At 61.0% G+C, this 23,958-nt stretch carries 18 protein-coding genes, 2 tRNA genes and 1 other RNA gene; 13 read left to right on the top strand and 8 right to left on the bottom strand.

All coding sequences use genetic code 11. The features are described from left to right. Nucleotides 1–79: 79 nt before the first annotated feature. A complete protein-coding gene (locus tag QMK33_RS10705) occupies nt 80–973 on the top strand; it encodes a 1,4-dihydroxy-2-naphthoate polyprenyltransferase (RefSeq protein ID WP_283564578.1) in 894 nt (297 codons plus the stop codon). A 49-nt stretch (nt 974–1,022) separates the two neighbouring features. Here the strand turns inward: QMK33_RS10705 and QMK33_RS10700 are convergent, their stop codons facing one another. The 3 genes from QMK33_RS10700 to QMK33_RS10690 form a co-directional block, all read right to left on the bottom strand. Continuing rightward, nucleotides 1,023–3,584: a DUF3160 domain-containing protein gene (locus QMK33_RS10700; protein ID WP_283564577.1), complete on the bottom strand. Its 2,562-nt coding sequence runs from the start codon at nt 3,582–3,584 to the stop codon at nt 1,023–1,025. A gap of 121 nt (nt 3,585–3,705) precedes the next feature. Beyond that, a complete protein-coding gene (locus tag QMK33_RS10695) occupies nt 3,706–5,214 on the bottom strand; it encodes a CapA family protein (protein ID WP_283564576.1) in 1,509 nt (502 codons plus the stop codon). A gap of 117 nt (nt 5,215–5,331) precedes the next feature. Beyond that, nucleotides 5,332–7,365 (bottom strand): DNA polymerase III subunit gamma/tau, encoded by a 2,034-nt coding sequence (locus tag QMK33_RS10690; RefSeq protein ID WP_283564575.1) that lies wholly within the window; start codon nt 7,363–7,365, stop codon nt 5,332–5,334. A 229-nt stretch (nt 7,366–7,594) separates the two neighbouring features. Here QMK33_RS10690 and ssrA point away from each other — a divergent pair. After that, nucleotides 7,595–7,966: a transfer-messenger RNA gene (gene ssrA / locus QMK33_RS10685) on the top strand. 61 nt (nt 7,967–8,027) lie between these two features. On the opposite strand, the gene QMK33_RS10680 is transcribed toward ssrA, so the two are convergent. Beyond that, nucleotides 8,028–8,498, bottom strand: a complete 471-nt coding sequence (locus QMK33_RS10680; RefSeq protein ID WP_283564574.1) for a DUF6624 domain-containing protein — start codon at nt 8,496–8,498, stop codon at nt 8,028–8,030. 248 nt (nt 8,499–8,746) lie between these two features. Here QMK33_RS10680 and QMK33_RS10675 point away from each other — a divergent pair, with 248 nt between their 5' ends. After that, nucleotides 8,747–9,217, top strand: a complete 471-nt coding sequence (locus QMK33_RS10675; protein ID WP_283564573.1) for a helix-turn-helix domain-containing protein — start codon at nt 8,747–8,749, stop codon at nt 9,215–9,217. Continuing rightward, on the top strand, nt 9,214–9,912 hold the full coding sequence (locus tag QMK33_RS10670) for an IS630 family transposase (protein WP_283564572.1): 699 nt from the start codon (nt 9,214–9,216) through the stop codon (nt 9,910–9,912). Before QMK33_RS10675 ends, QMK33_RS10670 begins: the two co-directional genes overlap by 4 nt. Before the next feature lie 397 nt (nt 9,913–10,309). Here QMK33_RS10670 and QMK33_RS10665 read toward each other — a convergent pair whose 3' ends face one another. Together QMK33_RS10665 and QMK33_RS10660 are read right to left on the bottom strand one after the other, a co-directional pair. Then, nucleotides 10,310–12,940 carry an ATP-dependent Clp protease ATP-binding subunit gene (locus QMK33_RS10665; protein WP_283564571.1) on the bottom strand — a complete coding sequence of 877 codons (2,631 nt, stop codon included), beginning with the start codon at nt 12,938–12,940 and terminating at the stop codon, nt 10,310–10,312. 154 nt (nt 12,941–13,094) lie between these two features. Then, nucleotides 13,095–13,730, bottom strand: a complete 636-nt coding sequence (locus QMK33_RS10660; RefSeq protein WP_283564570.1) for a WbqC family protein — start codon at nt 13,728–13,730, stop codon at nt 13,095–13,097. 72 nt (nt 13,731–13,802) lie between these two features. Here QMK33_RS10660 and QMK33_RS10655 point away from each other — a divergent pair, with 72 nt between their 5' ends. The 3 genes from QMK33_RS10655 to QMK33_RS10645 are packed head-to-tail and all read left to right on the top strand — an operon-like array spanning nt 13,803 to nt 16,189. After that, a complete protein-coding gene (locus QMK33_RS10655; protein ID WP_283564569.1) occupies nt 13,803–14,372 on the top strand; it encodes a DUF6891 domain-containing protein in 570 nt (189 codons plus the stop codon). A 33-nt stretch (nt 14,373–14,405) separates the two neighbouring features. Further along, a complete protein-coding gene (locus tag QMK33_RS10650; protein WP_283564568.1) occupies nt 14,406–15,272 on the top strand; it encodes a hypothetical protein in 867 nt (288 codons plus the stop codon). Next, nucleotides 15,269–16,189, top strand: coding sequence for a lysophospholipid acyltransferase family protein (locus QMK33_RS10645; protein WP_283564567.1), 921 nt, complete (start codon nt 15,269–15,271; stop codon nt 16,187–16,189). Before QMK33_RS10650 ends, QMK33_RS10645 begins: the two co-directional genes overlap by 4 nt. Nucleotides 16,190–16,329: 140 nt before the next feature. Here QMK33_RS10645 and QMK33_RS10640 read toward each other — a convergent pair whose 3' ends face one another. After that, a complete protein-coding gene (locus QMK33_RS10640) occupies nt 16,330–16,962 on the bottom strand; it encodes an L-threonylcarbamoyladenylate synthase (RefSeq protein ID WP_283564566.1) in 633 nt (210 codons plus the stop codon). Between the two features lie 203 nt (nt 16,963–17,165). Between QMK33_RS10640 and mltG the strand changes: the two genes are divergently transcribed. From mltG to QMK33_RS10610, 6 genes are all read left to right on the top strand, one after another. After that, the gene (gene mltG, locus QMK33_RS10635; protein WP_283564565.1) at nt 17,166–18,254 is read left to right on the top strand and encodes an endolytic transglycosylase MltG; all 1,089 of its coding nucleotides are present in this window, start codon (nt 17,166–17,168) and stop codon (nt 18,252–18,254) included. 23 nt (nt 18,255–18,277) lie between these two features. Further along, nucleotides 18,278–18,604, top strand: a complete 327-nt coding sequence (locus QMK33_RS10630) for a hypothetical protein (protein WP_283564564.1) — start codon at nt 18,278–18,280, stop codon at nt 18,602–18,604. Nucleotides 18,605–18,607: 3 nt separating this feature from the next. Then, nucleotides 18,608–19,096, top strand: a complete 489-nt coding sequence (locus QMK33_RS10625) for an acyl-CoA thioesterase (protein WP_283564563.1) — start codon at nt 18,608–18,610, stop codon at nt 19,094–19,096. 96 nt (nt 19,097–19,192) lie between these two features. Continuing rightward, a complete protein-coding gene (locus tag QMK33_RS10620) occupies nt 19,193–20,149 on the top strand; it encodes a YihY/virulence factor BrkB family protein (protein WP_283564562.1) in 957 nt (318 codons plus the stop codon). 119 nt (nt 20,150–20,268) lie between these two features. Next, nucleotides 20,269–20,355, top strand: a tRNA-Ser gene (locus QMK33_RS10615). Nucleotides 20,356–20,430: 75 nt separating this feature from the next. After that, nucleotides 20,431–20,515: transfer RNA gene (locus QMK33_RS10610), tRNA-Ser, on the top strand. 89 nt (nt 20,516–20,604) lie between these two features. Here QMK33_RS10610 and QMK33_RS10605 read toward each other — a convergent pair. Next, entirely contained in the window at nt 20,605–23,814 is a 3,210-nt protein-coding gene (locus QMK33_RS10605) for a M43 family zinc metalloprotease (protein ID WP_283564561.1), read from the bottom strand. Between the last annotated feature and the right edge of the window lie 144 nt (nt 23,815–23,958).

Below are 23,958 nucleotides of genomic sequence, written 5' to 3'. Positions count from 1 at the left end.
ACGGAAAGGAAAGATTGCCGCGCTTCACTGCGTTGCGCTCGCAATGAAAGCCGCTTTTTAACTATCACACATCTTTTTTATGTCACCCTGGATTTCGGCGTTTCGTCCTCGCACGCTGCCGTTGGCGTTGGCCAGCATTCTTACGGCGGGCTTTTTGGCCAAGGCGGCCGGGCAATTTAATGGCCCGGTGGTGGCGCTGGCCGCATTTACCACCATTTTGCTGCAAATTCTGAGCAACCTCGCCAACGACTACGGCGACTCGCAGAACGGGGCCGACAGTGTGCACCGCCAGGGCCCGCTGCGCGCCGTACAGAGAGGGGCCATCACGCCGGCCGAGATGAAGCGCGCTATGTGGGGCTTTGGAGTGGCGGCGCTGGTGAGCGGCATCGGGTTGCTGCTGCTGGCCCTGGGGCTGGCGGGTGCATGGGTGCTGCTGGCGTTTTTGGGGCTGGGGCTGGCCGCCATTTGGGCGGCCGTGAACTACACGGCGGGCAGCAACCCGTATGGCTACGCGGGGCTGGGCGACATTTCGGTGTTCCTGTTTTTTGGACTAGTAGGCGTATGCGGCACCTACTTTTTGCAGGCCCGTAGCCTGCCGCTGGCCGTGCTACTGCCCGCCGCCGCGCTGGGCTGCTTTGCCACGGCGGTGCTCAACGTCAACAACATCCGCGACATTGCCTCGGATGAGCTGGCGGGTAAAATCACGGTGCCGGTGCGGCTGGGGCCGCGCCATGCGCGCCGCTACCACTGGCTGCTGCTGCTGCTGGGCATCGGGGGGGCGGTGATATACGTGGCGCTCACCTACCACTCGCCCTGGCAGTGGCTATTCGTGCTCAGTCTGCCGCTATTTGCCTTCAACGGCTATCAGGTGTGGGCGCGCCAAGAGTCGATGCGGCTCGACCCGCTGCTGAAGCAAATGGCGTTGAGCACGCTGGTGTTCACGGTGCTGTTTGGAGTAGGGCAGGTGGTGTAGGCTAGGTAGCGCAGATTTGCAAAGTCCGCGCTACTTACAAAAAATTGATTTACTGATTCTTACCAACGCCCTTATTTAAAGCGGGCACCGGCACAATGAGGTCGCGCAACCAAGTGGGGCGGGGTTGCGGCTGCTTGGTCAGCTGGGCGCGCCACTCCTCGTCGGTGAGGCGGGTTTTGCTGGCAAACTCGTAGTAGCTGAGCGTGGCTCCGCGCGCCAGCACGGGCAGGTCGTTGATTTCAACCACCACGTAGAGCGCGTCGGCCGCGCCGACGGCCTCTTCCAGTACCTCCTCATTGAAGGCATATACGTCGGCTACCAGGCCGATGTGGCGCTCGCGGTCGGGCAGCGGGTCATAGTCAGCCATCTTTAGCGCCCGCAGCGTAAGGCCTTCTACCTCACCGCCCACCGATGATAGACTGTTCATTTCATCGGTGGTCAGCTTTTCGTGGGCTACCTCCTTGCGGGCCAGGCGGTGCAGCTTGGTCACCAGCTGGCGGATGCCGCTATTGAGGCTGTCGAGGTGGGGCGTGCTGGCGTTGAGGCGGTGCAGCGCTTGGTTTTGAAAGGCAAGCAGCGCCAGTGCCCGGTTCCAGAAGGGCAGGTTGGGCTCTACGTAGCCAAGGTGGTCGGGCGGGGGCGGGCCGCCCCCGCCGCCGCCCTCCTCGGCCCCCATGGGCTGCTCGGAGTACAGCAGCAAATCGTGCTTGAGCTCGGCCCAGCCAGCGAGGGCGGTGCTGAGGTTGCGCCGCTGCCAGGCCGGCGTGCGGGCAAAGTAGGGTGGGTTGGTATCGGGGCTGGGCGCGTTCAGGCCCATAAGCACCTGCATGGTTTTGGTGTACAGGTTCTGGTCCCAGCTCTTATAGGTCGAAAACTGTTTTTGCACGGCCCGCAGCGTGTCGGGGTAGGCCGGCCAATGCGTGGCTTCTTTGTAATGATTGAGCAAAATATCCTCGGCCGTGCGGTTGCCGAAGGCAGCAAATGCATCGAGGCCCTTCGGGAAGGGGCGCAGGGGCTTGGGGCTGCGCATGACTTCGGTGAGGCGCGAAAGTATCTCGGCATCAAATGTATAGCGCCCGGCCGTGAACAGCAGCGTGGGCCGCGCCAGGGCTGCCACGGCTTTGTCGGTAGCCCCCTTGGGCCGGATGCGGTCGGTGCCGGCGGCCACTAGCTGCCGGCGCAGGCCGGCCAGCGTGGCGGGCGCGACCAGTTGGTCGAGCGACTGCCCGGCGTAGTTCGTTTTCAGCAGCAGCAGCAGGTTGGTGAGCGAGCGGTTGTCTTCGTCGCCCACCAGCACATTGAGCACGTGGGTAAGATTGGCGAAGCCCTTGGCAGCTTCCGCATTGCTGGCCAAGGCCTTAGCCAGCGCCACGGCGTGCAGCAGCCCGGCATCCGAATCCAGAAAAATGGGGGCCGTATTCAGCCACTTCACCGTACGGAAGTAGCGCCGCGTAGTGTCGTTGCGGGTGTACTGGCCGCGCGGCTTCATGGCCTGATACTCAAAGAGCGAGTCTTGCAGAAAATTGGAACCCTTGGCCTCGGCGCCGGTGCTGCGGCTTACCTCGGTGGCCACTTGAGCGGCGTAGGCCCCGGCAACGGGCGCGTTGCCGCCCATGAGCAGGCGGTGGCCAACGGCGTAGTAGGCGGCGGCCCACTCGGCCGCGTCGCGGGCCTGGGGGTTCTGGCTTTGGGTGGCCAGCGCCTGGGCCTGGGTGCCACCCTGGCGCAGCATCTGGGCCACTACGGGCACGAGGCGGGTTTCCTCTACATCGCTCAAAATACCGTTCAGGTACTTGTGCAACAGCTGGAGAATGAGGTCGGTAGTGACGAAATTTGGCGTGTAGCTATACTCGTTCTGGTCGTAGAGATAAAATAGCTGCTCCTCTTTGGTGGGCACGAGAACGAAGTTGTTGCGGGCCAGCACCGGGCGCATGGCCGGCGTCAGCGGCTCCTCGCGCTGGTTCACCACGAAGTCGAGTCCCAGCATGGGGAAGCCGCCCTGCGGGGCCACGCGGTGCACCAGCAGCTGCACTTCCTGGGTATGAATTTTCTCCACAAATGCCGCTTCCTGCTTGTTGAGCGGCACCGGAATGACGACGGCCTTGGCCACTACCGTGCCTTTATCGTCGTAGGTGTCGCCCATCCACACCGGCCGGTACCATTTTTTGGTATCGAAATACGAGCGGGCCGTGCTGTTCATGAAGCAGTAGCCGTTGCGGGCGTACAGCTCGTTGCGCAGCAGCAGTAGGTCGAGGTACGACTTGCCGGCCAGGGGTTGGTTGAAATCAAACGGCGGCGGCGGGGCGTGGTGCGAGCCTTCCTCCTGCGAAAAGGAGTCGGCCCCTTCGCCGTCTTTATAAAATTCCGCAATATCGGGCCGTTGGTAAAGCTCGTTCAGCTGGGCCTTGTCCTCCGTCAGCACCACGGGCACCACTTCTCCAAAGCCATTGTCTTGGCCGGTGCCCAAATTCTTGGGCGCGGGCGTGGCTGCTAGCCCCGTGGTGGCTGGCACGGCCGCTTTATCAGTCTTGCGCTGCCATTGATACACGCCCAGGCTGACCAGCACAAAGGCCAGCACGCCCAGCACAAGAAGTAAGGGTCTGTTTGTCATGAAGAAAGGAGAACGGTGAGTAAGTAATGAACTACTAGCTTTTAGCTTTCGTGTTGATTGACAGTGGAATGCAGAGAAGGTACTGTTAACCTGACTTCTCCCCAACAAATCAGCAGCCCGGCTAATAAGCCCGCACGAACGCCCGGTAGGCCCCGGCCCGCGCCAGCCCGCGCGCCAAAAACCGGTCGAGCACCAGCCCAAAGCCCTGCCAATGATACAGCGCAATGCAGTAGCGGCCACTCGGCTCCTGCTCAATGGTTTGCACGTAGGTACGGCCTTGTTTAGATAGCGCTTTGAAATACAAGATGTTGAACATCAGGCGTGAGCCGCGCCAGCGCGGCCGTAAGTACCCGCTGCTGTCGAGGCGGTACACAAAAAGCCGCCGCCGCACCACTTTGTCCAGCGGCGTGCGCTTGACGGGCCCCACCAGCAAATCGGGCCGGCCGTCGTTGTCCACGTCGCCCTGCGCCAGCCGATACACCGGAAAGCCCAGCGCCAGCATCGTTTCGCTGCTGCCAGTGCGGGCGCGCACCTGGTACTGGCGCATGTGGGGCAGGTAGCGCAGCCGCACGGTTGTGCGTGCGCCGGCCGGGCCGCTTAGCACGAGGTGCGGCACCAGGTAGGCGGGCAGCGAGTCGGCGGCGGTGGCTGGCGCGGTAGCTCGCAGTAGCCAGCTATTATCATTATTAGTAAGTAGTTGTGTACTGCCATCGCTGGGTTGCAGGCGCTGGGCCAGGGCTGCGCAGGCCACTGCGTCGGCGGCCTGGGGCACGGCTCTCGCCAGGTGCAGCGGGCGCAGGTAGGTGGCGGCCACACGGCCGGCTTCGAGGTCGAAATCTACTTGCGCGGCCAGCGCAGCAGGGCCGCCACGCTGGTCAAACAGGAAATTGCCCAGGCTATACACAATAGGCCGGCCCCGGTAAAATTCCACCGGCTGCACCACGTGCGGATGGGCGCCCACCACGGCCGCCGCGCCTGCCTCCACGAGGTCGTGGGCCTGCTGGCGCTGCTCAGCGCTGGGCTGCGCCGCGTACTCGGTGCCCCAATGCAGGTACACCAGCACGGCCCGCTCAGGGAAAAGGGTTTTGTAGGTCGCCACCCGCTCGCAGAGCGCCGCAAAGTCGCGGCCGCACACGCAGCCTTCACCCATACTGTTTTGAGTAAGAGCTGAATAGGCAAAAATGGCCACGCTGCTATCGGCCCCCAGCACCGTGGACAGGCAGCCGGCCAGCGAGTCGGGCTGGTAGCCCAGCAGGCCCAGCCGGGCGGCGCGCCCCGCGCGGGCGGTGGCGCGCAAGCCGGGCAGGCGCTGGTCGAGGGTATGGTTATTAGCCAGCGAAACGTGCGTGAGCCCCAGGCTACGCAGCCACCCCGCCCAGCGCGGGTTAGCCTGAAAAACAATCGGTTTAGCCGCTGGGTGGGCAGTGTCGGCCAGCGGGCATTCGAGGTTGCCGATTACGTAGCGGCTGCCGGCCCATAGTGCCCGCGTGGTGCGGCGTAGGGCGGCGCTGTCGCGGGCCAGGGCGGCGGGCACGGTGCGGGCCAGCAGCACGTCGCCCACCACGCTCACGCGCAATAGTGGCGGCGGGGTAGGGCGGCAGGCGTTGAAAGCCAGCAAAAAGAACGTCATGCTGAACGCAGAGAAGCATCTCGCTCGCGTCATTCGGGTTTGTTCGACGATGCGAACGTCATGCTGAATGCAGGGAGGCATGACGTTCTATAGTAATACCTGCTTCCTGATGGTTCTCTAAAAATCCGCATCCAGCCCGAGCCGTTGCTTCATTTCCTGCAAGGCAGGATACTTCTCGGCCAGGTAGGCAAACTTATCATTGGAAGTATACAGCTTGCGGCCAGTGGGGGCGGCCGTGGCTACCTCCGCCTGCACCGTGAGGCCAGGGTAGCCGGTGCGCCGCCGCAGCTCAGTCATAAACTCGGCCTTAAAATCATTGAACTGCGTGATTTGCACTGGGTTATCCACTGTAAGCGTAATCACGTGGCCAGCATCGGCCGACACGGCGCGGTTGAGCACCGTGTACTCGCTCATCTTGTCCTGAGCCCGGCGCTCATCGGCCAGTTGCTGCCAGACTTTTTGCAGTAGCTCGGGCGCGATGGGTGGCATGGGGCCGGTGGGCGCGGCGACTGGCTCGGCTACCGTGGCCGCCGGACGGGCTGCTGGGGCGGCGGGCGTACTCACATCGCGCAGGCCGGGCAGGCGGTTGGCCAGGCTGGGTAGCTTGGGCAGGGCCGGGATGCTGGGGGCGGCAACCGTGCCGGGCCGCACATCGGTGGGGCGCTGGGTAGGCTCCAGGCCCTGCATGCTGGGCCGGCCGGTTTCGACGTGCGGTAGGGTATCGCGCACTTGGTAGCGCGTCGTCGGTACGGGCTCGCTGGCTTCGGCCTCTATGCTGGGCGTAGGGTGCAGTTCGGTTACGCCGTTTTCCACGGGCAGCGGCTCGGGGCCATCGGCCGGAGCGGGGGCGTGCACCAAGGCTGGTGCCTGGGGTGGGGTGGGGGCCGGCGCATAAGCTACTGGCTGGTCCTGCGCCGCGGCCGGGGCTTGTGGGGCGGGGGCCGCGTGGCTGGTACTACCCGTAGCCGCCGGGGCCACGGCCAGCTGGCTTAGGCTGTTAGTTTTTTTTTTAGCCTCGCCGTTGGAGCTAGGGGTTAAGTCGCGCACAAACTGCACGGCACCGTTGAGATACGCCAGCTTCATGAGCGTCAGCTCCACGTGCAGGCGCGGGTTCTTGGCCTGCTTGAACTCACGGTCGCACTGGCTCACCAGGTTCAGGGCCGAGAGCAGGAAGGGCAGCGGCGCGGCCTGCGCCTGCCGCACGTACTGCTGCCGAATATTGTCGCTCACCTCCAGTAGCTGCACCGTTACGGGGTCTTTGCACACCAGCAGGCCGCGCAAATGCTCGGCCGTGCCTACCACAAAGTTGTGTAAATCAAATCCTTGCTGCATCACCGAATCGAGCAGCAGCAGCGCGGCCGACAGGTTTTCGCTCAGCAGGGCATCTACCAGCCGGAAATAGTAGTCGTAGTCGAGGATGTGCAGGTTTTGCACTACCTCCTTGTACGTCAGGTTGTTGCCGGCAAACGTCACCTGCTGGTCAAACATGGAGAGCGCGTCGCGTAAGCCGCCGTCGGCCTTTTGGGCCAGCAGGTGCAGGGCGTCGTCGTCGGCGGTTACACCCTCGCTCGTGGCCACGTAGCGCAGGTGCTCCCGAATGTCATCAACCTTAATTCGGTTGAAATCAAAAATCTGGCAGCGCGACAAGATGGTAGGGATAATCTTGTGGCGCTCGGTGGTGGCCAGAATAAAGATGGCGTAGCTCGGCGGCTCCTCCAGCGTCTTCAAAAAGGCGTTGAAGGCCGCATTCGAGAGCATATGCACCTCATCAATAATATAAATCTTGTAGCGCCCCTGCTGCGGCGCGTAGCGCACCTGCTCCACCAGCGAGCGAATGTCCTCCACCGAATTGTTGGAGGCCGCGTCCAACTCGTGCACGTTGAAGGAGGCGTTTTCCTGAAACGCCACGCACGAAGTGCACACGCCGCAAGCCTCCGCCTCGGGCGTGAGGTTAGTGCAGTTGATGGTTTTGGCCAGGATGCGGGCGCAGGTGGTTTTACCCACGCCCCGCGGCCCGCAAAACAGGAACGCCTGCGCTAAGTGCTGGCTCTGAATGGCGTTTTGCAGGGTAGTAGTGACGTGCTGCTGCCCCACCACGCTCCGAAAAGTGGCCGGACGATATTTCCGGGCCGAAACAACGAAATTTTCCATAGTCGATACGCTGGCAAAGATACCCCTGATGCCGATGTAGGGTAAGCTTTAGCTTGCCGGCCGCTAGGTCTTTCGGCGCGGCTGGCGGCAAACTAAAGCTTACCGCACACCAGCAACAAAACCCGCCCACAAAACATTTTCTTGATAATCCCGTATATTTATGCCCCGCTGCACGCGTCGGCAAGCTAACGCTTACCCTACGTGCAGCAGGACTCGTTCTTTCTAAATTGGGGATGACCGGAATTGACAGCTTGCGCAAGTCGCGGGTAAGCGTGTCGGGAGTTGATGGAAGCTCTCCCGCCAAAAAATCTATCAAACAACAATCGGCGACTATTCGTACGCCATGGCTGCCTAGTTTAGAACTAAGCATTGCCATCGTGCCGCCCGGGTAAGTTTTTACACCTGGGAGTTCGGCGCGTCGTAAGTAGAAACTAGCCCTCGAAGAGCTGTGATTCGGAGGCGAAAATCAACTGCAGCTAAGGGAGTTTCAAGGGCCTGATGTGCGCCTGGAACGCTTCGAAAATTCAAGCATAGATACACACGTAGAAAGCACGTTGGCTTCCTTGTCTGGACCAGGGTTCGAATCCCTGCATCTCCACTGAAAACCCGCTTAGAAGCATTCTAGGCGGGTTTTTTCTTTTAGCACCCAAAAATGTACCATCTCAAAAGGGACTATAACCAGACATCGCCCTTACTTGCTCCATCTTCAGCACGCGGTGATTGGTTCCCAAGCCCAAGGCGTTTTGTTCCACCGTTTGGCTGAAACCGGCCTTTTTGCGGCGCTCATTAACGCGGGCTGGGTCTTGAATGGGCCAGATAATATTGTGTTGTTCCGGCTTGCCGGTTTTCGGGTTAATGCCTCCAAAATTGTAGCCCTGTGTTCCGTATACCTGCGCTTTGTTGTGCTGCATGAGGTCGCGGTCAAGCATCATGGCATACAACCGAAAGGATAGTTCATCCTCTGCGTCAGCCTGCTTAATCAGTGGCAGGTATTGCGGAATTTGATTGGAATGCTGGATGACGTAGAATGCCGCCTCGTTTGTGGTCGCGCCTACAAGCTTCTGCCCAGGATATCCGTAGCTTTTAAGGATTACTTGCATCCGCTTGATATTAGCCGAGTCGGTTTGCCTCATCAACCCAAATAATGCTTCTTCCTCTTTCCCTTTTGGGAAGTGATATCTGGCAGCTAGCGAATCTACCAGATAATGTTTTTCAGGCGCTAAAATAGCTTTGCGGTAAAGCTGGTCAACGTGGTAGATGGTATCGATTCGTGTTTGAGGTGCAAGTTGACTGGCTGCTGGGCAGACGCTTTTAATGCTGCTGCTACTGCTGAGTAAGAGAAGTTGACTAACAGAACGGAGTCCGTTTAGGTTAGGCTGTTATGGCCCGACCCCTCACTCCTTTTGCCCTGCCAGCCGCCGACCAGGCTGCCCTGGAAAACTTCACCCACACAGGCTGCCGCCCGGTGCGGGCCGTGCGCCGCGCCCAGGCCCTGCTGGCCTTGGCTACGGGCATCGGCCAACAGGCGGCCGGCAAGGCCGTGGGCCTGAGCCGGCAGACCGTCAGTGAGCTGCGCCGCCGCTACGAAGCGGGCGGCTGGCAGTTCGCCCTGACCGAGGCCCCGCGCAGCGGCACGCCCCCGCGCTTCGACGGCTCCCAGCGAGCGGCCCTGACGGCGCTGGCCTGCACGCCGGCCCCGGTGGGCCACAGCCGCTGGACCCTGCGCCTGCTGGCTGACAAAGCCGTAGAACTGGCGCTGGTAGAAACCATTTCCCACGAAACAGTGGCGCAGGTGCTCAAAAAAACGAACTGCAGCCTCACCGCCAGCAACACTGGTGCCTGGGGGCAGTGAACGCGGCCTTCGTGGCCCGGATGGAAGACGTGCTGGCCGTGTACGAGCGGCCCTACCACCCGCTTTTTCCCGTCGTCTGCTTCGAGGAGCGGCCCTGCGTGCTGCACGGCCAACCCACGGAGCCCCTGCCGCCGGTGCCGGCCCAACCCGCCGTGGGCGCGCAGCCGGCCAAAGCCGGGCGGCCCCGCCGGGAAAGCAGCACCTACGTGCGCCAGGGCACGGCCTGCCTGCTGGCCGCCTTCGAGCCGGGCCTCGGCCAGCGCCTGGTCGAGGTCTCGGCCCGCCGCACCGGGGCCGATTATTGCCGCTTTATGCAGGCCCTGGCCGCTCACTATCCGCAGGCCGAGAAAATCGTGTTGGTGCAGGACAACCTAAATACCCACACCGACGCCGTCTTCTACCAGCACCTGCCCGCTGCCGAAGCCCGGGCGCTGGCCGCCCGCTTTGAGGTGCACTACACGCCCAAAAACGCTTCCTGGCTCAACCTGGTCGAACTCGAGCTCTCGGCCATCGCCCGCCAGTGTTTGCACCAGCGCATCTCCACCCTGGACGAACTCACGGCCCACGTCGCCGCGTGCGTGGCCGAGCGCAATGCGGCGCGGGCCACCGTAAAATGGCAGTTTACCCTCGAAAAAGCGCGCGTCAAACTCGACCGCCACTATCAGAAAATTAAGGCAGTTAATTTGCCTGACTGAGCACTAGTAAGCCGTAAAGTAGCTAGAGCTTCATAAAATTAAGGTATTATATATTATTTGGCTAAGTACGTACTTGTAATTTGCCCGGATAGGGGCGGGTTGCCGGGGTTGAGGTGGATGTTCGCCCATTCATTGGTCTAATAGCTACTTACTGATTTTATTATCTGTGACTTACGCAGAAGCCATTTGCCATTGCGAGCGCAACGCAGTAAAGCGCGGCAATCGCCCCAGCACGATTGGCGAATGACTGGCGCGGGTGTCGTTCTGGGGCGATTGCCGCGCTCCACTGCGTTCCGCTCGCAATGACAAACGATTGTGTGAATCCTGCTATCAATTAAAAGCAAAAAGGCCAGCCCCGCACTGCGGGACCGGCCTTTTTCTTTACAACTAAGCTAACTTACTTCGACTCACCAGCCTCGGGCTCCGAAGGGGCTTCCTCTGGCCGCTCATCGCTGGCCAGGTTGGGCGCTTCGTCGCTTTTGGCGATGGTGAAGCTAAGCTCCTCGGCACCCTCTACATAGTCGGCGGTGATGACGTCGCCGTGCAACAGCTGGGCTTTGAGGATTTCCTCGGCAATTGGGTCTTCGATGTACTTCTGGATGGCTCGGTTCAGCGGGCGGGCGCCGTACTTGGGGTCATAGCCTTTATCGGCTACGAAGTCCTTGGCTTTCTCCGTCAACTCCACTTTGTAGCCCAGCGACAGCACGCGGCTCAGCAGCTTGCCGAGGCTGATGTCGATGATTTTGTGGATATCCTTCTTCTCCAGCGAGTTGAAGACAATCACGTCATCCAAACGGTTGAGGAACTCGGGCGAGAACGTCTTCTTCAGGGCGTTGGTAATCGTGCCCTTCGTCAACTCGTCCATGTTGTCGTTGCGCGACTTCGTGCCGAAGCCAATGCCCGCACCGAAGTCCTGCAAGTCACGCGCCCCAATGTTGGAGGTCATGATGATGATGGTGTTTCGGAAGTCCACCTTGCGGCCGAGGCCGTCGGTCAGGATACCATCGTCCAGCACTTGCAGCAGCAGGTTGTACACGTCGGGGTGCGCCTTCTCAATCTCGTCGAGCAGGATAACCGAGTACGGCTTGCGGCGGATTTTCTCCGTCAGCTGGCCGCCCTCTTCGTAGCCCACGTAGCCGGGAGGCGCGCCCACTAGGCGCGATACGCTGAATTTCTCCATGTACTCCGACATATCCACGCGAATCAGCGCGTCTTCCTTGTCGAAGAGGTAGGTAGCCAGCACCTTGGCCAGCTCCGTCTTACCTACGCCCGTTGGGCCTAGGAATACGAACGAGCCAATCGGCTTCTTGGGGTCTTTCAAGCCCACGCGGGTGCGCTGAATGGCTTTCACCAACTGCTTGATAGCCTTTTCCTGGCCAATAACCTTGCCTTGCAGCTCCTCACCCATGTTGAGCAGCTTCTGGCTTTCGTTCTGGGCCACGCGGTTCACGGGGATGCCGGTCATCATGGCGATTACCTCGGCCACGTTTTCCTCTTTCACCGTGTAGCGCTTCTTCTTGGTCTCATCCTCCCAGCTCTTCTTCGCCGATTCGAGCTGCTCCAAGAGCTTCTTCTCGGTGTCGCGGAGCTTGGCAGCTTCCTCGTATTTTTGCGATTTCACCACGCGGTTCTTCTCGCCTTTGATGTTCTCAATCTGCTCTTCAAGCTTAAGAATATCCTCGGGCACCACGATGTTGTTGATATGCACGCGGGCACCGGCCTCGTCCAAGATGTCGATGGCTTTGTCCGGCAGGAAGCGGTCGCTCATGTAGCGGTCGCTCAGCTTCACGCACTGCTCAATGGCCTTGTCCGTGTACACCACGTGGTGGTGGTCCTGGTACTTATCCTTGATATTGTGCAGAATTTCAATAGTTTCCTCAGGCGTGGTGGGGTCCACCATTACCATCTGAAAACGACGGGCCAGGGCACCATCCTTCTCGATGTACTGGCGGTACTCGTCCAGCGTGGTAGCGCCAATGCACTGAATTTCGCCGCGGGCCAAAGCTGGCTTGAACATATTGCTGGCATCGAGCGAGCCCGAAGCCCCGCCGGCCCCCACAATCGTATGCAGCTCGTCAATGAACAGAATCACGTCGGGCGACTTTTCCAACTCGTTCATCACGGCCTTCATGCGCTCCTCAAACTGGCCGCGGTACTTGGTGCCAGCCACCAGCGAAGCTAAATCGAGGGTCACTACGCGCTTGTTGAACAGCACGCGGCTCACCTTCTTCTGGATGATGCGTAGGGCAAGGCCCTCGGCGATGGCCGTTTTGCCCACGCCTGGCTCGCCAATGAGAATCGGGTTGTTCTTTTTGCGGCGGCTCAGTACCTGGGCCACGCGCTCAATTTCTTTTTCACGGCCTACGATGGGGTCGAGCTTGTCATCTTCTGCCATCTTGGTGAGGTCGCGGCCGAAGTTATCGAGCACTGGAGTGCGCGATTTTTCGCCGGCGCGCTTGGCCCCGGCACCAGCGGCACCGCCCTGGGCACCCTGGCCGCGGCCGCTGGCACCCTGGCCTTGCCCAAAGAGGCGGTCATCATCGTCGTCAGCCTCCGGGCCGGCCTTGGGACCGGTCGTGTTCGGGGCGCCGCCGTGGTAGTCGAGCGAGTCGCGCACGGTTTCGTAGTTCACGTTGAATTTGGAAAGAATTTGAGAAGAAATGTTATCCTCATCGCGTAGAATCGAGAGGAGCAGGTGCTCGGTACCAATGATTTCCGATTTGAAAATCTTGGCTTCGAGATAAGTGATTTTTAGCACCTTCTCGGTCTGCTTGGTCAGCGGAATCGAGCCCGTGATGCTGGTGCCCTGGGTGGAGGCCGTGTTGCGCGTGGCTTGCTCAAGGGCAAACTTCAGCTCATCGGTAGCCACGGCCAGCTTCTTAAGCAGGCTCAGGGCAATGCCTTCGCCTTCGCGAATCATGCCCAGCAGCAAATGCTCGGTGCCGATGTAGTCGTGGCCCAGCCGGATGGCCTCCTCCCGGCTCAAGGAAATAACCTCCTTGACGCGGTTTGAAAATTTAGCTTCCATGCAAGCAAGATAAAAATAAAACGCAGATAGTAGTTCTACCGAAATAGGAACGAATAGTTGCGCGACGCGAATAAGTGAAGGAAAGCGGAATAAGAGAAAAACAAGCGCCTGCGGGCTAAGGTTCGGGCGAAAGTAAATTAGCTAACTGCTTGCCCTACAAAAACTGCCCCGCTGCCGGCCCCTGCATAAATAGCAGGTCCAGCATGCTCATACCTGGTACAAATGCGGTACCAAATACCTGCGGATAGGGCCGGTACGACGGACTGTCAGGCCCAGCCCCATTCGCGTCTCCTTTGGGTGTCAGGAAGTCCCTTTTATCAAGGAGTGAATTGGTGAAGGGGTGACTGAGTGAGGGGGTGAGGTACTCGGTGGTGAGCTCGATGGGCAGGGGCCAGTGCAGGCAGCGCAGCAGCAGGTGCAGCAGGGCCAGGTTGAGGTCCCAGAGGCGGGCGGGTTTCTGGCCGTAGATATCCTGCAAATAATCAACGTAATAGCTAAAGTACGGCGAAGCGCCGTAGGCAGTTTGCATGGTGCGCAGGTGGCGGTGCCGCCAGTTCTGGCGGTAGTCGATTTCGATGTCGCTGGTGCACACTTTGGCAGCGCGCGCCCCGTCGAGCACCGGCACCGTGAGCGGCTGTGGGCCCTGCGCCGTGAGAAGGAGGGCGCGGTTACGATACGTCTGCTTGTGGTAGTGTTCGTGGGCATCGAGCAGGAGCGCATCGGCGGTTAAAAGCTGCTGGAAATAGGCGATGGAAGGCAGGTAGTGCAGTTCAGTAAGGACAACGGACATGCGTGCAAGGTAAATGTAGGACGTTACTTTGCAGCCGTGCCAACAGCGAACAGCCGCGCAACCACCACCCCCATGGACGAAACAACGGAAGAATACGCCGCCGCTATCCACCTGTGGGTGTGGTCGGGATTTTATTTGGCAGAGGAGGTAGTCGATATGCTCTCCGAGCAGTTGAAAGACGAAGAGGAAGCAGCAGATGAACCATTGCTGCAACGTCTTATTGCACAGGAGTTTGCGGCCAAGCAGCAGGCTGAAGCTACCTGGCCCGCCTCAACCGATTGCGACCGGCTCGACCAAGCCTTTGCCACGCTTAAGGACGCCGGCATCGTCTGCCTACATAATGCCGGTTATACCATGTCCGATGGGCTCGATGATGTAGCCGAAGCGTTGGATGAACACCAGTCGGCGGCAACGAAGGGGTACTGCTTTTACCACGCCCAAGACCTGGAGCGGGCAGCAGCAGGCAGTGGGCTATGGCTAGCCTACGGCAGCCTCGACGATGAAGCGGCTACTAAGAAGCTGGTAGGCCAGCATATACAGGCTGCTATGCAGGAAAGTGGATTGGTTGTTGAATGGGATGGTGACTCTAAATCACGGATTCAACTGCCGCATATCGATTGGAAACGCCGATACGCGGAGTAAGTGAGGTCAAAACAGCCTAAATAAAATTGCCCTATGCGTGCTTTACTCTTTCCCCTGGCTTTCACAATAACCGCTGCCCAGGCCGGGCCGCCGCAACTGCTGCTGCGCGTAGCCAGCTTTCGCAGCCTCGACCAGATTAAGAAGGGCGGGGAAATTGAGATTTCCGTTACCGTGCCCACCCAGCCGCTCACCTACCGGCAGCGCGCGCCCAAGTCGTTTCAGTCGTCGGCGGTGGTCGAGTTGACGATTCTGAAGGCCGACGGCACCACTGCCTGGCAGGAAACCGTGACCCTGAAGCCGCCCGTGCTCAGCGACACCACCATTGCCATCAAAAATCCGCTCAGCTTCCTCAAGCGCGTGAGCCTGCCCGACGGCAGCTACACGCTGCGCGGCCACATCCGCGACCAGTACAACAGCGCCAACGGCGAGGCCACCGTGGAGCTGCCCCTGGCGGTGGAAGCGCCCAAAGGCCCGGCGTTCAGCGACATCGTGTTTCTGGCGCGGCCGGCGGCCAAGGCTACCGGCGAAAGCGTATTTAACCGGGGCGGCTACCTGCTTACGCGGGCGGCCAGCGGCTACTACGGCCGCGGGGCCGACAACATTTTCTTTTACACCGAGTTGAACCAGGTGGCGGCCGGCCGGGCCGTGCGCGTGCACTACCACCTGGCCGCCCCCGACGGCACCGCCGCCGATGCCGACGCGCCCGCCGTAACCGTGCAAGGCGGCCGGCCCACCGCCCTTGTGGGCCAGTTGCCGCTGGGCCCCATTCCGGCCGGCTCGTTCACGCTCACCATCGAGGCCCGCGACGCGGCTACCAACAAGGTGCTGGCTACCCAGAGCCAGCACGGCCAGCGCAGCCTCACCGACTACGCCCCCGCCGGGGCCGCCGTGCCCCGATGAGTGCGCCCCCCGCTGCGCCCTGGTACTACCGGCCCCTGGCCTGGCCGCTGCTGGCGCTGGCCCACCTGCCGCTGGTGGTGCTGCACGGGCTGGCCGGGGTTATCTACCTACTGCTGAGCTATGTAGTGCGCTACCGCTGGGGCGTGGTGCTCGAAAACCTGCGTAATTCCTTTCCCGAAAAAAGCGAGGCCGAGGTGCAGCGCATTGGCCGGCAGTTCTACTGGCACTTTGCGCAGGTGGTGGTTGAGATTCTCAAGCTGGGGGCCATTTCGCCAGCCGAATTGCGGCGGCGGATGCGCTTCGTGAACCCCGAATTGATGACGCGCCACTTTGCCGAAAACCGGCTGGTGCTCTCGCTGGGCTCGCACCGCGGCAACTGGGAGTGGATACTCTCGGGCGCGGCGCTGGAGTTTCCGGGCCGGGCGGCGGGCGTGTATAAGCCCCTCACCAACAAGTTTTTCGAGTATTTTATGCGGCGGCTGCGCACCCGCTTGGGGGCTGATGCCGTGCCCATGCTGGCCACCTTGCGCTACCTGGTGCAGCACCGCGGCCAGGGCCGCACCCTCAGCCTGCTCACCGACCAAGCCGCTAGCAAAGACGACCGCCCGTACTGGACCGATTTTCTGCACCAGGATGCGGGCTTTTACACTAGCGCCGACCGCCTGGCCCAGCAACTCGATTGCGCCGTGCTCTACGTGGGCATCCGGCGCGTGCGGCGCGGCTATTACGAGGTGAAATTCACCGAGTTGCCCGACGGGAGGGCCGTGGCCGCCGGAGCCAATTCGCCTGATGAGGCGCAGCGTTTCCCGGTTACGGAGTCTTTTATCCGGCACCTGGAAGCTGATATTCGGGCTACGCCCGAACAGTACTTATGGACGCATCGCCGCTGGAAGCACAAGCGGCCAGCTACTCAATAGTACAAAGCCCGCCTGTCATTGCGAGCGCAACGAAGTGGAGCGCGGCAATCCTTCCTTTACCCTCCGGATTACTACCCCGACGATTAGAAAAGATTGCCGCGCTCCACTTCGTTGCGCTCGCAATGACAGGCGATTACGCTCTACAAGAACTGCTCAATATCGCCCAAGCCTGCGCGCACGAGGTCGAAGTCGTCGTTGGTGCAGTCGATGATGGTGCTGGGCACGTTGCCGCCGAAACCGCCGTCGATAACGAGGTCTACCAACGAGCGGTACTTTTCAAAAATCAGGTCTGGGTCGGTCACGTATTCTTCCAGGGTCTCCTCGCTTACGCGCACCGAAGTGCTCACGATGGGGGTGCCGAACTCCTTCACAATCTGGCGCACAATCTGGTTGTCGGGCACCCGGATGCCCACTGTGCTGCGCTTCACGCCGCCGTAGCGCGGGGCGTTGGGGCTGGCCTCGAAGATGAACGTAAACGGGCCGGGCAGCGCCTTTTTAATAACTTTGAACACCGGCGTGGTAATGCCGTGCGCGTAATCGCTGATGTGCGACAAGTCGTGGCAGATAAAGCTAAGGTTCGCTTTCTCAGGCTTTAGGCCCTTGATACGGCAGAGCTTCTCAACGGCTTTCGCATTGTTGATGTCGCAGCCAATGCCATAAACCGTATCGGTGGGGTAAATAATAAGCCCGCCTTTGCGCAGCACTTCCACAACTTGCAGAATACGGTTTTGGGGTGGGTTATCGGGGTGGATGCGGAGCAGGGTAGCGGCCATAAAGCAGAAAAAGGACTAAATAAATAAGATGGACCAATTGGGGGCGGCCCGTTGGGGCGGGAAAGGTACTACGGCGAGCGGTTTTCGCGCGCCCGCCAGCCTTTGGTGAGGGCTTACTAAGCAAAAGCGGCGTTAGTTGTTTGTAGTAGACGTAGCCGCCTGACCAGCCGGGCGTTAATTTTGAGCGATTATTCCCTTGCTTTATGTCCGAACCTGTCAAAAAGTCTGCCCACGAGTACCGCGCCGACTCCATCAAGCGCCGCAACCGCTTCGCCACCGTGAGCGTGGTGCTGGGCCTGTTTCTGGTCTGCTTCTCGTATTATTTCTTCCAGATTTTTTACACTGCCAACGTCGATACCAAAGACCGGCCGGTCTACGTGTACATCCACAAGGGCGACGACTGGCAGAAAGCCCTGCGCAGCACCGAGAAAACGGGCGCTATCATCGACAAGCTTTCGCTGCACCTGGTGGGCAAGCTCATGGGCTACAACAAGCCCGGGGCCGTGAAGCCCGGCCGCTACGAGCTGGTCAATAATGCCACCAACCGGCAGGTAATCAATCTGTTGAAATCGGGCCGGCAAACGCCGCTCAAGCTCACGTTTACCAACGTGCGCCTGCGCCGCGAACTGGCCAGCAAGCTCAGCAAGCAGATTGACGCCAAGCCCCGGCAGATTGACTCGCTGCTGAGCAGCCCCAACTACACCCGGAGCCTGGGTTTCGACACCACCACGGTGCTCTCCATGTTTATCCCCAACACCTACGAGCTGTACTGGAATACCTCGGCCCAAAACCTCATGCAGCGCATGAAAACGGAGTACGAGAAATTCTGGACGCCCGAGCGCGACGCGGCCCGCGAAAAGCTGGGCCTCACCCGCGTGCAGGTAAGCACCCTGGCCAGCATTGTGGAGGCCGAGCAGCAGCAGCACGCCGACGAGCGCCCCCGCATTGCGGGCGTGTACCTCAACCGCCTTAAGCGTGGCATGAAGCTACAGGCCGACCCCACCGTGGTGTACGCCAACGGCGACTTCGGCATCAAGCGCGTGCTCAATGTGCACCTGCAAAAAGACTCGCCCTACAATACCTATAAGTACGCGGGCCTGCCGCCCGGCCCCATCAACCTGCCCAGCATTGCCAGCATCAACGCCGTGCTGCACCCCGAAGCCAACGACTACCTCTACTTCTGCGCCAAGGAGGACTTCAGCGGCTACCACGCATTCGCCGCCAACGAGCAGCAGCACCTCGTAAATGCCCACCGCTACCAGGCCGCGCTGAGCCGCGCGGGCATTCGGTAATTTACTTGTAACGGGCTGATAATGTGATGGATATCATAAAGCTAAACGCTATTGCTTTCAATCAGACATTTCAGCCACCAATGCAGGATGTTACGAAAACAGCCGAGCAACTGCTCGATATCTGGCATTACGTTGATGCTATTCCGTTCGTAGATTTTGACGGTTTTACGTTGGGAGACGTAGCCTACGTGTATCTCAATCCAACTGGTCTTTATCAACATATTCTTATTGCGACCGAGGACCAAAATGTGTTTTTAGTAGTGGTGATAGACGTGTTGAATAAGGGAATCTATGGACACCATTTACTGAATTTAATTGAGCTTTACGGCTTAGCAGAGGAGTCAGAATAAGTTATGTATCAAGCCGATATCCAAATCCGCGTGCGCTACGCCGAAACCGACCAGATGGGCTACGTGTACCACGGCAACTACGCGGCCTATTTTGAGGTGGCCCGCACCGAGTCGTTTCGGCAGCTCGGCATTCGCTACAAAGACCTGGAAGGGCAGGGGGTAGGCATGCCGGTGGGCGAGCTGCAAACCCGCTTCCGCCGCCCCGCCCGCTACGACGACCTGCTGACTATCAGGGTGATGCTACGCGAGCTGGTTGAGGGCTCGCGGGTGAAATTCGAGTACGAAATCCGCAACGAGGACGAGGAATTGCTCACGGTAGGCCATACGCTGATGGTGTTTGTGAGCACCGCCACCGGCCGCCCCGTGCCCATCCCCGACGGCGTGCGCGACAAGCTGGCCCCGTACTTTGCCGACGGCGATGCCGACCTGCCCCTGGGCACCGGCCGCGCCACGCCCGACGACGCCCCCGCCCCGGCGGCTTTCGGTAAGTGAGCAATTGAGTAAATGAGTAAGGGGCAGGCAGTGCTTGCCCGTGAACTCATTCGTTCAGACCCTCCTTTACGCACTTACTCAATTACTCATTTACCAATGCAAGCTCCTCCCGCCCGCCGCCGCGCCGTGCTTGATGTGCGCCGCCACCGCGCCTACCGTACGCTGCTGGCCTGGGGCAAGCGCCAGCGAATGCGCGGCGGCCGCATCTCGCTTTATGAGGTGGGCGAGCGCATCCTGCACGAGCTGCGCAACGACTCGCTGGAAAAGCGCGCCGCTTACATGGCCTTCAACCTCACGCTGGCGCTGTTTCCGACCATTATTTTCCTGTTTACGCTCATCCCGTACATCCCGGTACCTAACCTGGACATAGATATTCTGCAATTTCTGGCCGACATCATGCCCCACGAGCTGTACTCGGCCACGGCGGGCACTATTGAGGACATTGTGCGCATTCCGCACGGCGGGCTGCTCTCGTTTGGTTTTGTGACGGCGCTGGTGCTGAGCAGCAACGGTATTATGGCGCTGCTCGACGCGTTTGAGAAGAAATACCCGTGGTTCAAGCATCGGGGGTATTTTCATAAGCGATTGATTGCTACGGGTTTAACTTTTATGCTGGCGTTGATTCTAGTTGTTGCCATCGCCGGCATTTTCTTCGGCACCTTCATCATCGACGCGCTGGTGTTCTATGAGATTGTGCCCGAAAGCTCCACCGAATTCATGATTCTGGTGCTGCGCTACGGCTCGCTCATCGGGCTGTTTTTAACCACCACCTGCGTTATCTACTACTTCGTGCCGCCGGTGCACGACAAGTGGCCCTTCGTTTCGAACGGGGCGCTGGTGGCCACGCTGCTCATTTTTCTGGTTTCGTTTCTGTTCACGCTCTACGTGCGCATTTTCAACTCCTACAACACGTTCTACGGCTCCATTGGGGCGCTGGTCGGCTTCATGGTGTGGCTGGAATTTGTGTGCATGACGCTCATTATCGGTTTTGAGGTGAACGTGAGCATCGACGCCGTGACCGGCCGGCTGGGTTTAGGCAAGAAGCAGGAGTAGGGAATTTAGCCTTGATACTGAGCGTAATAGAAGAATTTTGGAGAAAATTTCCACGTTCGTTCTCTGCTCTGCTTAATTCCTGCCTACTTTTGCAGCCCCAACCACTGGTTTGGGACCTTAGAGAGGTGGCAGAGTGGTCGAATGCGACGGTTTCGAAAACCGTTATACCGGCAACGGTATCGGGGGTTCGAATCCCCCCCTCTCTACGAAATGGTGAAATAGTAATCTGCTGAAGTGGCTTCCACTCTTCATCTAATTGCCGTTTTACCATTTCACTTTTTAGAGAAGTGGCAGAGTGGTCGATTGCGGCGGTCTTGAAAACCGCTGACTGTTACAGGTCCGGGGGTTCGAATCCCTCCTTCTCTGCTGAAGCAAAACCCCCGTTTCCTGGTTGGAAACGGGGGTTTTGACTTTTGGGGCTGGTTTGTGCAACGGCGGGCGGGTGCGACCCGCCCCTACTGGCGCACCACGTTGAGGCGGGCGGTTTGGGCAGCTTGCTGCACCAGCAGTACGTACTTGGCGGGCCGCAGCTGGCCCGAGCCGGGCAGGCGCACGGTGCTGGTGCCCACTTCCACCATGGCTATGGAGTGGTTGTAGATGACGCGGCCCAGCACGTCGTAGAGTTGCACGGTGAGCGGCCCGGCGGTGGGCGTGGTCACCTGAATGGAGAGGCCATCATCGCCGAAGGGCACCGGAAACGCGTTGATGGCGTAGGTGAGCGGGGCCGGGGCGAGCGGGGCGGTGGTGCTGGCCAGCGTCCAGCGGCCTTGCAGGTCGGTGACGTAGGCGCGGGCTACGGTGCGGGCGGCGGCCTCGCGCTGGGTGGCGCCCTCGTTGCTCCAGGTAGCGCCGCCATCGGTCGAGCGGAAGGCAGTTAACTGACTTTCAGCTAAGTCATTAAGCTCATGCGGTAAGTATTGCTGCGTGAGCGTGGTGCCCTGTAAGCCCCGGCTGGTAGCCGCCGTAATATCGAAGTAGCGCCCGATGCCGCCCGCGCCGGCCGTGCCCTGGGGCTGGCCGGTGGTGCGCACCACGGTGGTAGCGCCCGGCGCGTAGGCCGGGGCCAGCACCAGGCCCAGCCCGCCAAAACTCTCGGGGTCGGTGCCTAGGGTGCGGGTGGTTTGCACGCGGCCCATTACGTAGCTGGCGTCGGTTTCGCTGATGTTGGCTATTGAGCTTATAGTCAGTGTATTAATACCGGTTGTCAGTATCGGGCCGGCCATAGTGAGGGCCTGCGTGATAGTGGCCGCGCCAATGGTTTTGGGGCCGGTGCCGCCGATGAGCAGGGTTTGGTAGGTGGTGGGGCGCAGGCTTTGGGGGCTAGTACCGCGGGTGGCTACGGTGCCGCCGGTTTGGGTGAGGGGGCCGGTGCCGAGGTAGTCGCCGTAGAGGGCCAGCTCGCCGGCGGCCAGCGTGAGGCCGCCCTGCTGGGTGAGGGTGCGCACCTCGGCCACGCCGCTGCCGATGGTGGGGTAGGGCGTGCTGCGGCCGGCCGGAATGAGGGCATCAGTGAGGCGGGTGGGCACGCAGCCGGCCCAGTTGGCGGCGTCAAACCAGTTGCCGTTGCCGGTGGCGCCAGTCCAGGTGGGCGTGGTAACGCGCACGCCGATGGTGTCGCTGGCGGTGCACGCCAGGCCGGGAGCGCCGAGGGTGAGGCGGTAAACGGATGATTGCGTGGGCGTTACGGTAAGCGTGGGCGTGGTGGTGGCGGCCGGCAGGCCATCGCCGCTCACCAGGCTCCAAGCGTAGGTATAGGTGGCGGGGGTACCGGTAACTACCACATTATCAAGGGCCCAGAAATAGCCCCAGCTGGCGGCGTAGTGCCAGCGCAGCTGCACGCGGGGCTGGTTGAGGTAGGCCCCCAGGTCGAGGGTGGCCAGGGCGGGCGCGGCGGCCGTGCCCTGGTCGGCGAAATAGGTGGCGACAGTGGCCCAGCTGGTGCCGCCGTTGGTCGAAACCTCCACCGTGGCCTGGTCGCCGGGGTCGTTGCGGTAGTAGTGCTGGAAAACCACCTGCAGCGAGCTGTAGCCAGTGGTGCTAAATACCGGCGAAGTGAGCGTGGTATTGGTGCTGGAGCCCACCCCGCCAACATCGGAGTTGGCCAGCGCGAAGCGGCTGCCATCCAGCGAGTAGCTGGTCAGCGCCACGTACTGGCTGGCGTAGGTAAACGGCGCGGGGCGCAGCTGCCAGGCCGTGCTGGCCAGGCCGGTGCTGGCCAATGACCAGCCGGGCGCAGTGCCGTTGAAATCTTCACTGGGCAGCGCGCCCGCCACCGTGAGGTTGGTGGTTGAAAGCGTAACCTGCCCCCCAACGCATACGGCCGCTGGGCGCGGGGCCAGCACGGGCTTGGGCGGCGCGGGGCTCACTGCCACAGTGGTGCGGGCCGTGCCGGGGCAGGCCCCGCTGGTGTTAGATACGGTAACGGTGTAGATGCCGGCGCTGGCGGCCGTGAGGTCCGGGAGGACGGGGTTTTGCTGGGTGCTGGTGTAGCCGTTGGGGCCGTTCCAGAGGTAGGTGGCCCCGGCCGGGCCGGTAGCCAGCAGGCGCGTGGTGCTGCCGGGGCAGGCGGCCCCGCTGTTGGTGGCGATGGCCCTCAATACGCTGGTGCACAGGGCCGGCGAAGCGGTCAGGCTGGCGCGGCGCGCGGTACCCACGGCCATCACGGCCTGCATCCGGGCCTTTTGGTCGGCCGAAAACAGCTGCATGCAGGCATCGTTCACGTAGTCCATGTAGTTCATGAACATGTCGCCGGTGGGCCCGTTGGAGCACGTAACGTGCGGAAAGTTGGGGCAGCCGGTGTTGCCGGTTTGCTGGGTGGGCGTGTCGAGGCAGTAGTCGTCACCGCAATTATCATCGCCCCAAATGTGGCGCAGGCCCAGCCAGTGGCCCAACTCGTGGGTGAGCGTGCGGCCCTTATTATAGGAAGCGCTGAGCGTGCCCACGCGCCCGAAGGCCGAGTACAGAATCACCACGCCGTCGGTTTCGGCGGTGCCGCCGAGGGGGCTCAGGCCGCTCAGGTTGGCGGTATTGTCCGGAAATTGGGCGTAGCCCAGCAGCCGCCCGCCCAGGTCCAGCACCCAGATATTGACGTACTGGCTGGGGTCCCAGTCGGTGCCCGGCTTGATGGTGCCGTCGATGTAGGCCATGGAATAGGGCGGGGCGTCGAAGCCCTTGGCCGTGCGGCTCACGCGGTCGATGCCCGGCTCGGGCATGGTGGCCCCGCGGGGGTCGCGCTGGGCCAGGGCAAACTGAAACTGGGCATCGGCCCGCAGCGGCTGGAAGGGGCTGGGCACCAGCGCGCCATCGGCGTTCAGGTTGCGGTAGTCTTCGTTGAGCACATCGAGCTGCGACTGCACCTGGGCCTGGCTGATGTTGGTGCCCGCGCCCACGGCCTCGCCGTCGGAGATGATGTGCACCACCACCGGCAGCGTGTAGGTAACGGCCGCGGTGCGCAGCGCCAGCGGGGCCGCGCCGCCCGCCAGCTTGGCCGAGCTGTAGCCCGGCCGCTTGCGCCGCAGGGCCGCCTGCTGCCAGTCATCGGCGGCCTGGGTGGCGCAGGTGCGCGGGCCGGGGCTGGGAAGCAGCTTTTGCGCGGCGACGGGCCGGGCTCCCAGCAGCGCCATTGCCAACCAAACTCCAACCAGCACTACGCCGTGATTCCACATAAAAACTCCCTTGATTTAGGACTTCCGCAAAAACGTCTGTCTTTGCGAGCAGCGCGAAGCAGTCGCACCAGAACGTTGTCGTGCGGCTATCGTTTCGGTGCGATTGCCGCGCTCCATCTCTGCTTTAATGCGCAGCATGTTGCG

The sequence above is a fragment of the Hymenobacter sp. H14-R3 genome, from assembly GCF_030063445.1.
Lineage (GTDB): Bacteria > Bacteroidota > Bacteroidia > Cytophagales > Hymenobacteraceae > Hymenobacter.
This window is presented reverse-complemented; position numbering and strand designations above follow the sequence as displayed.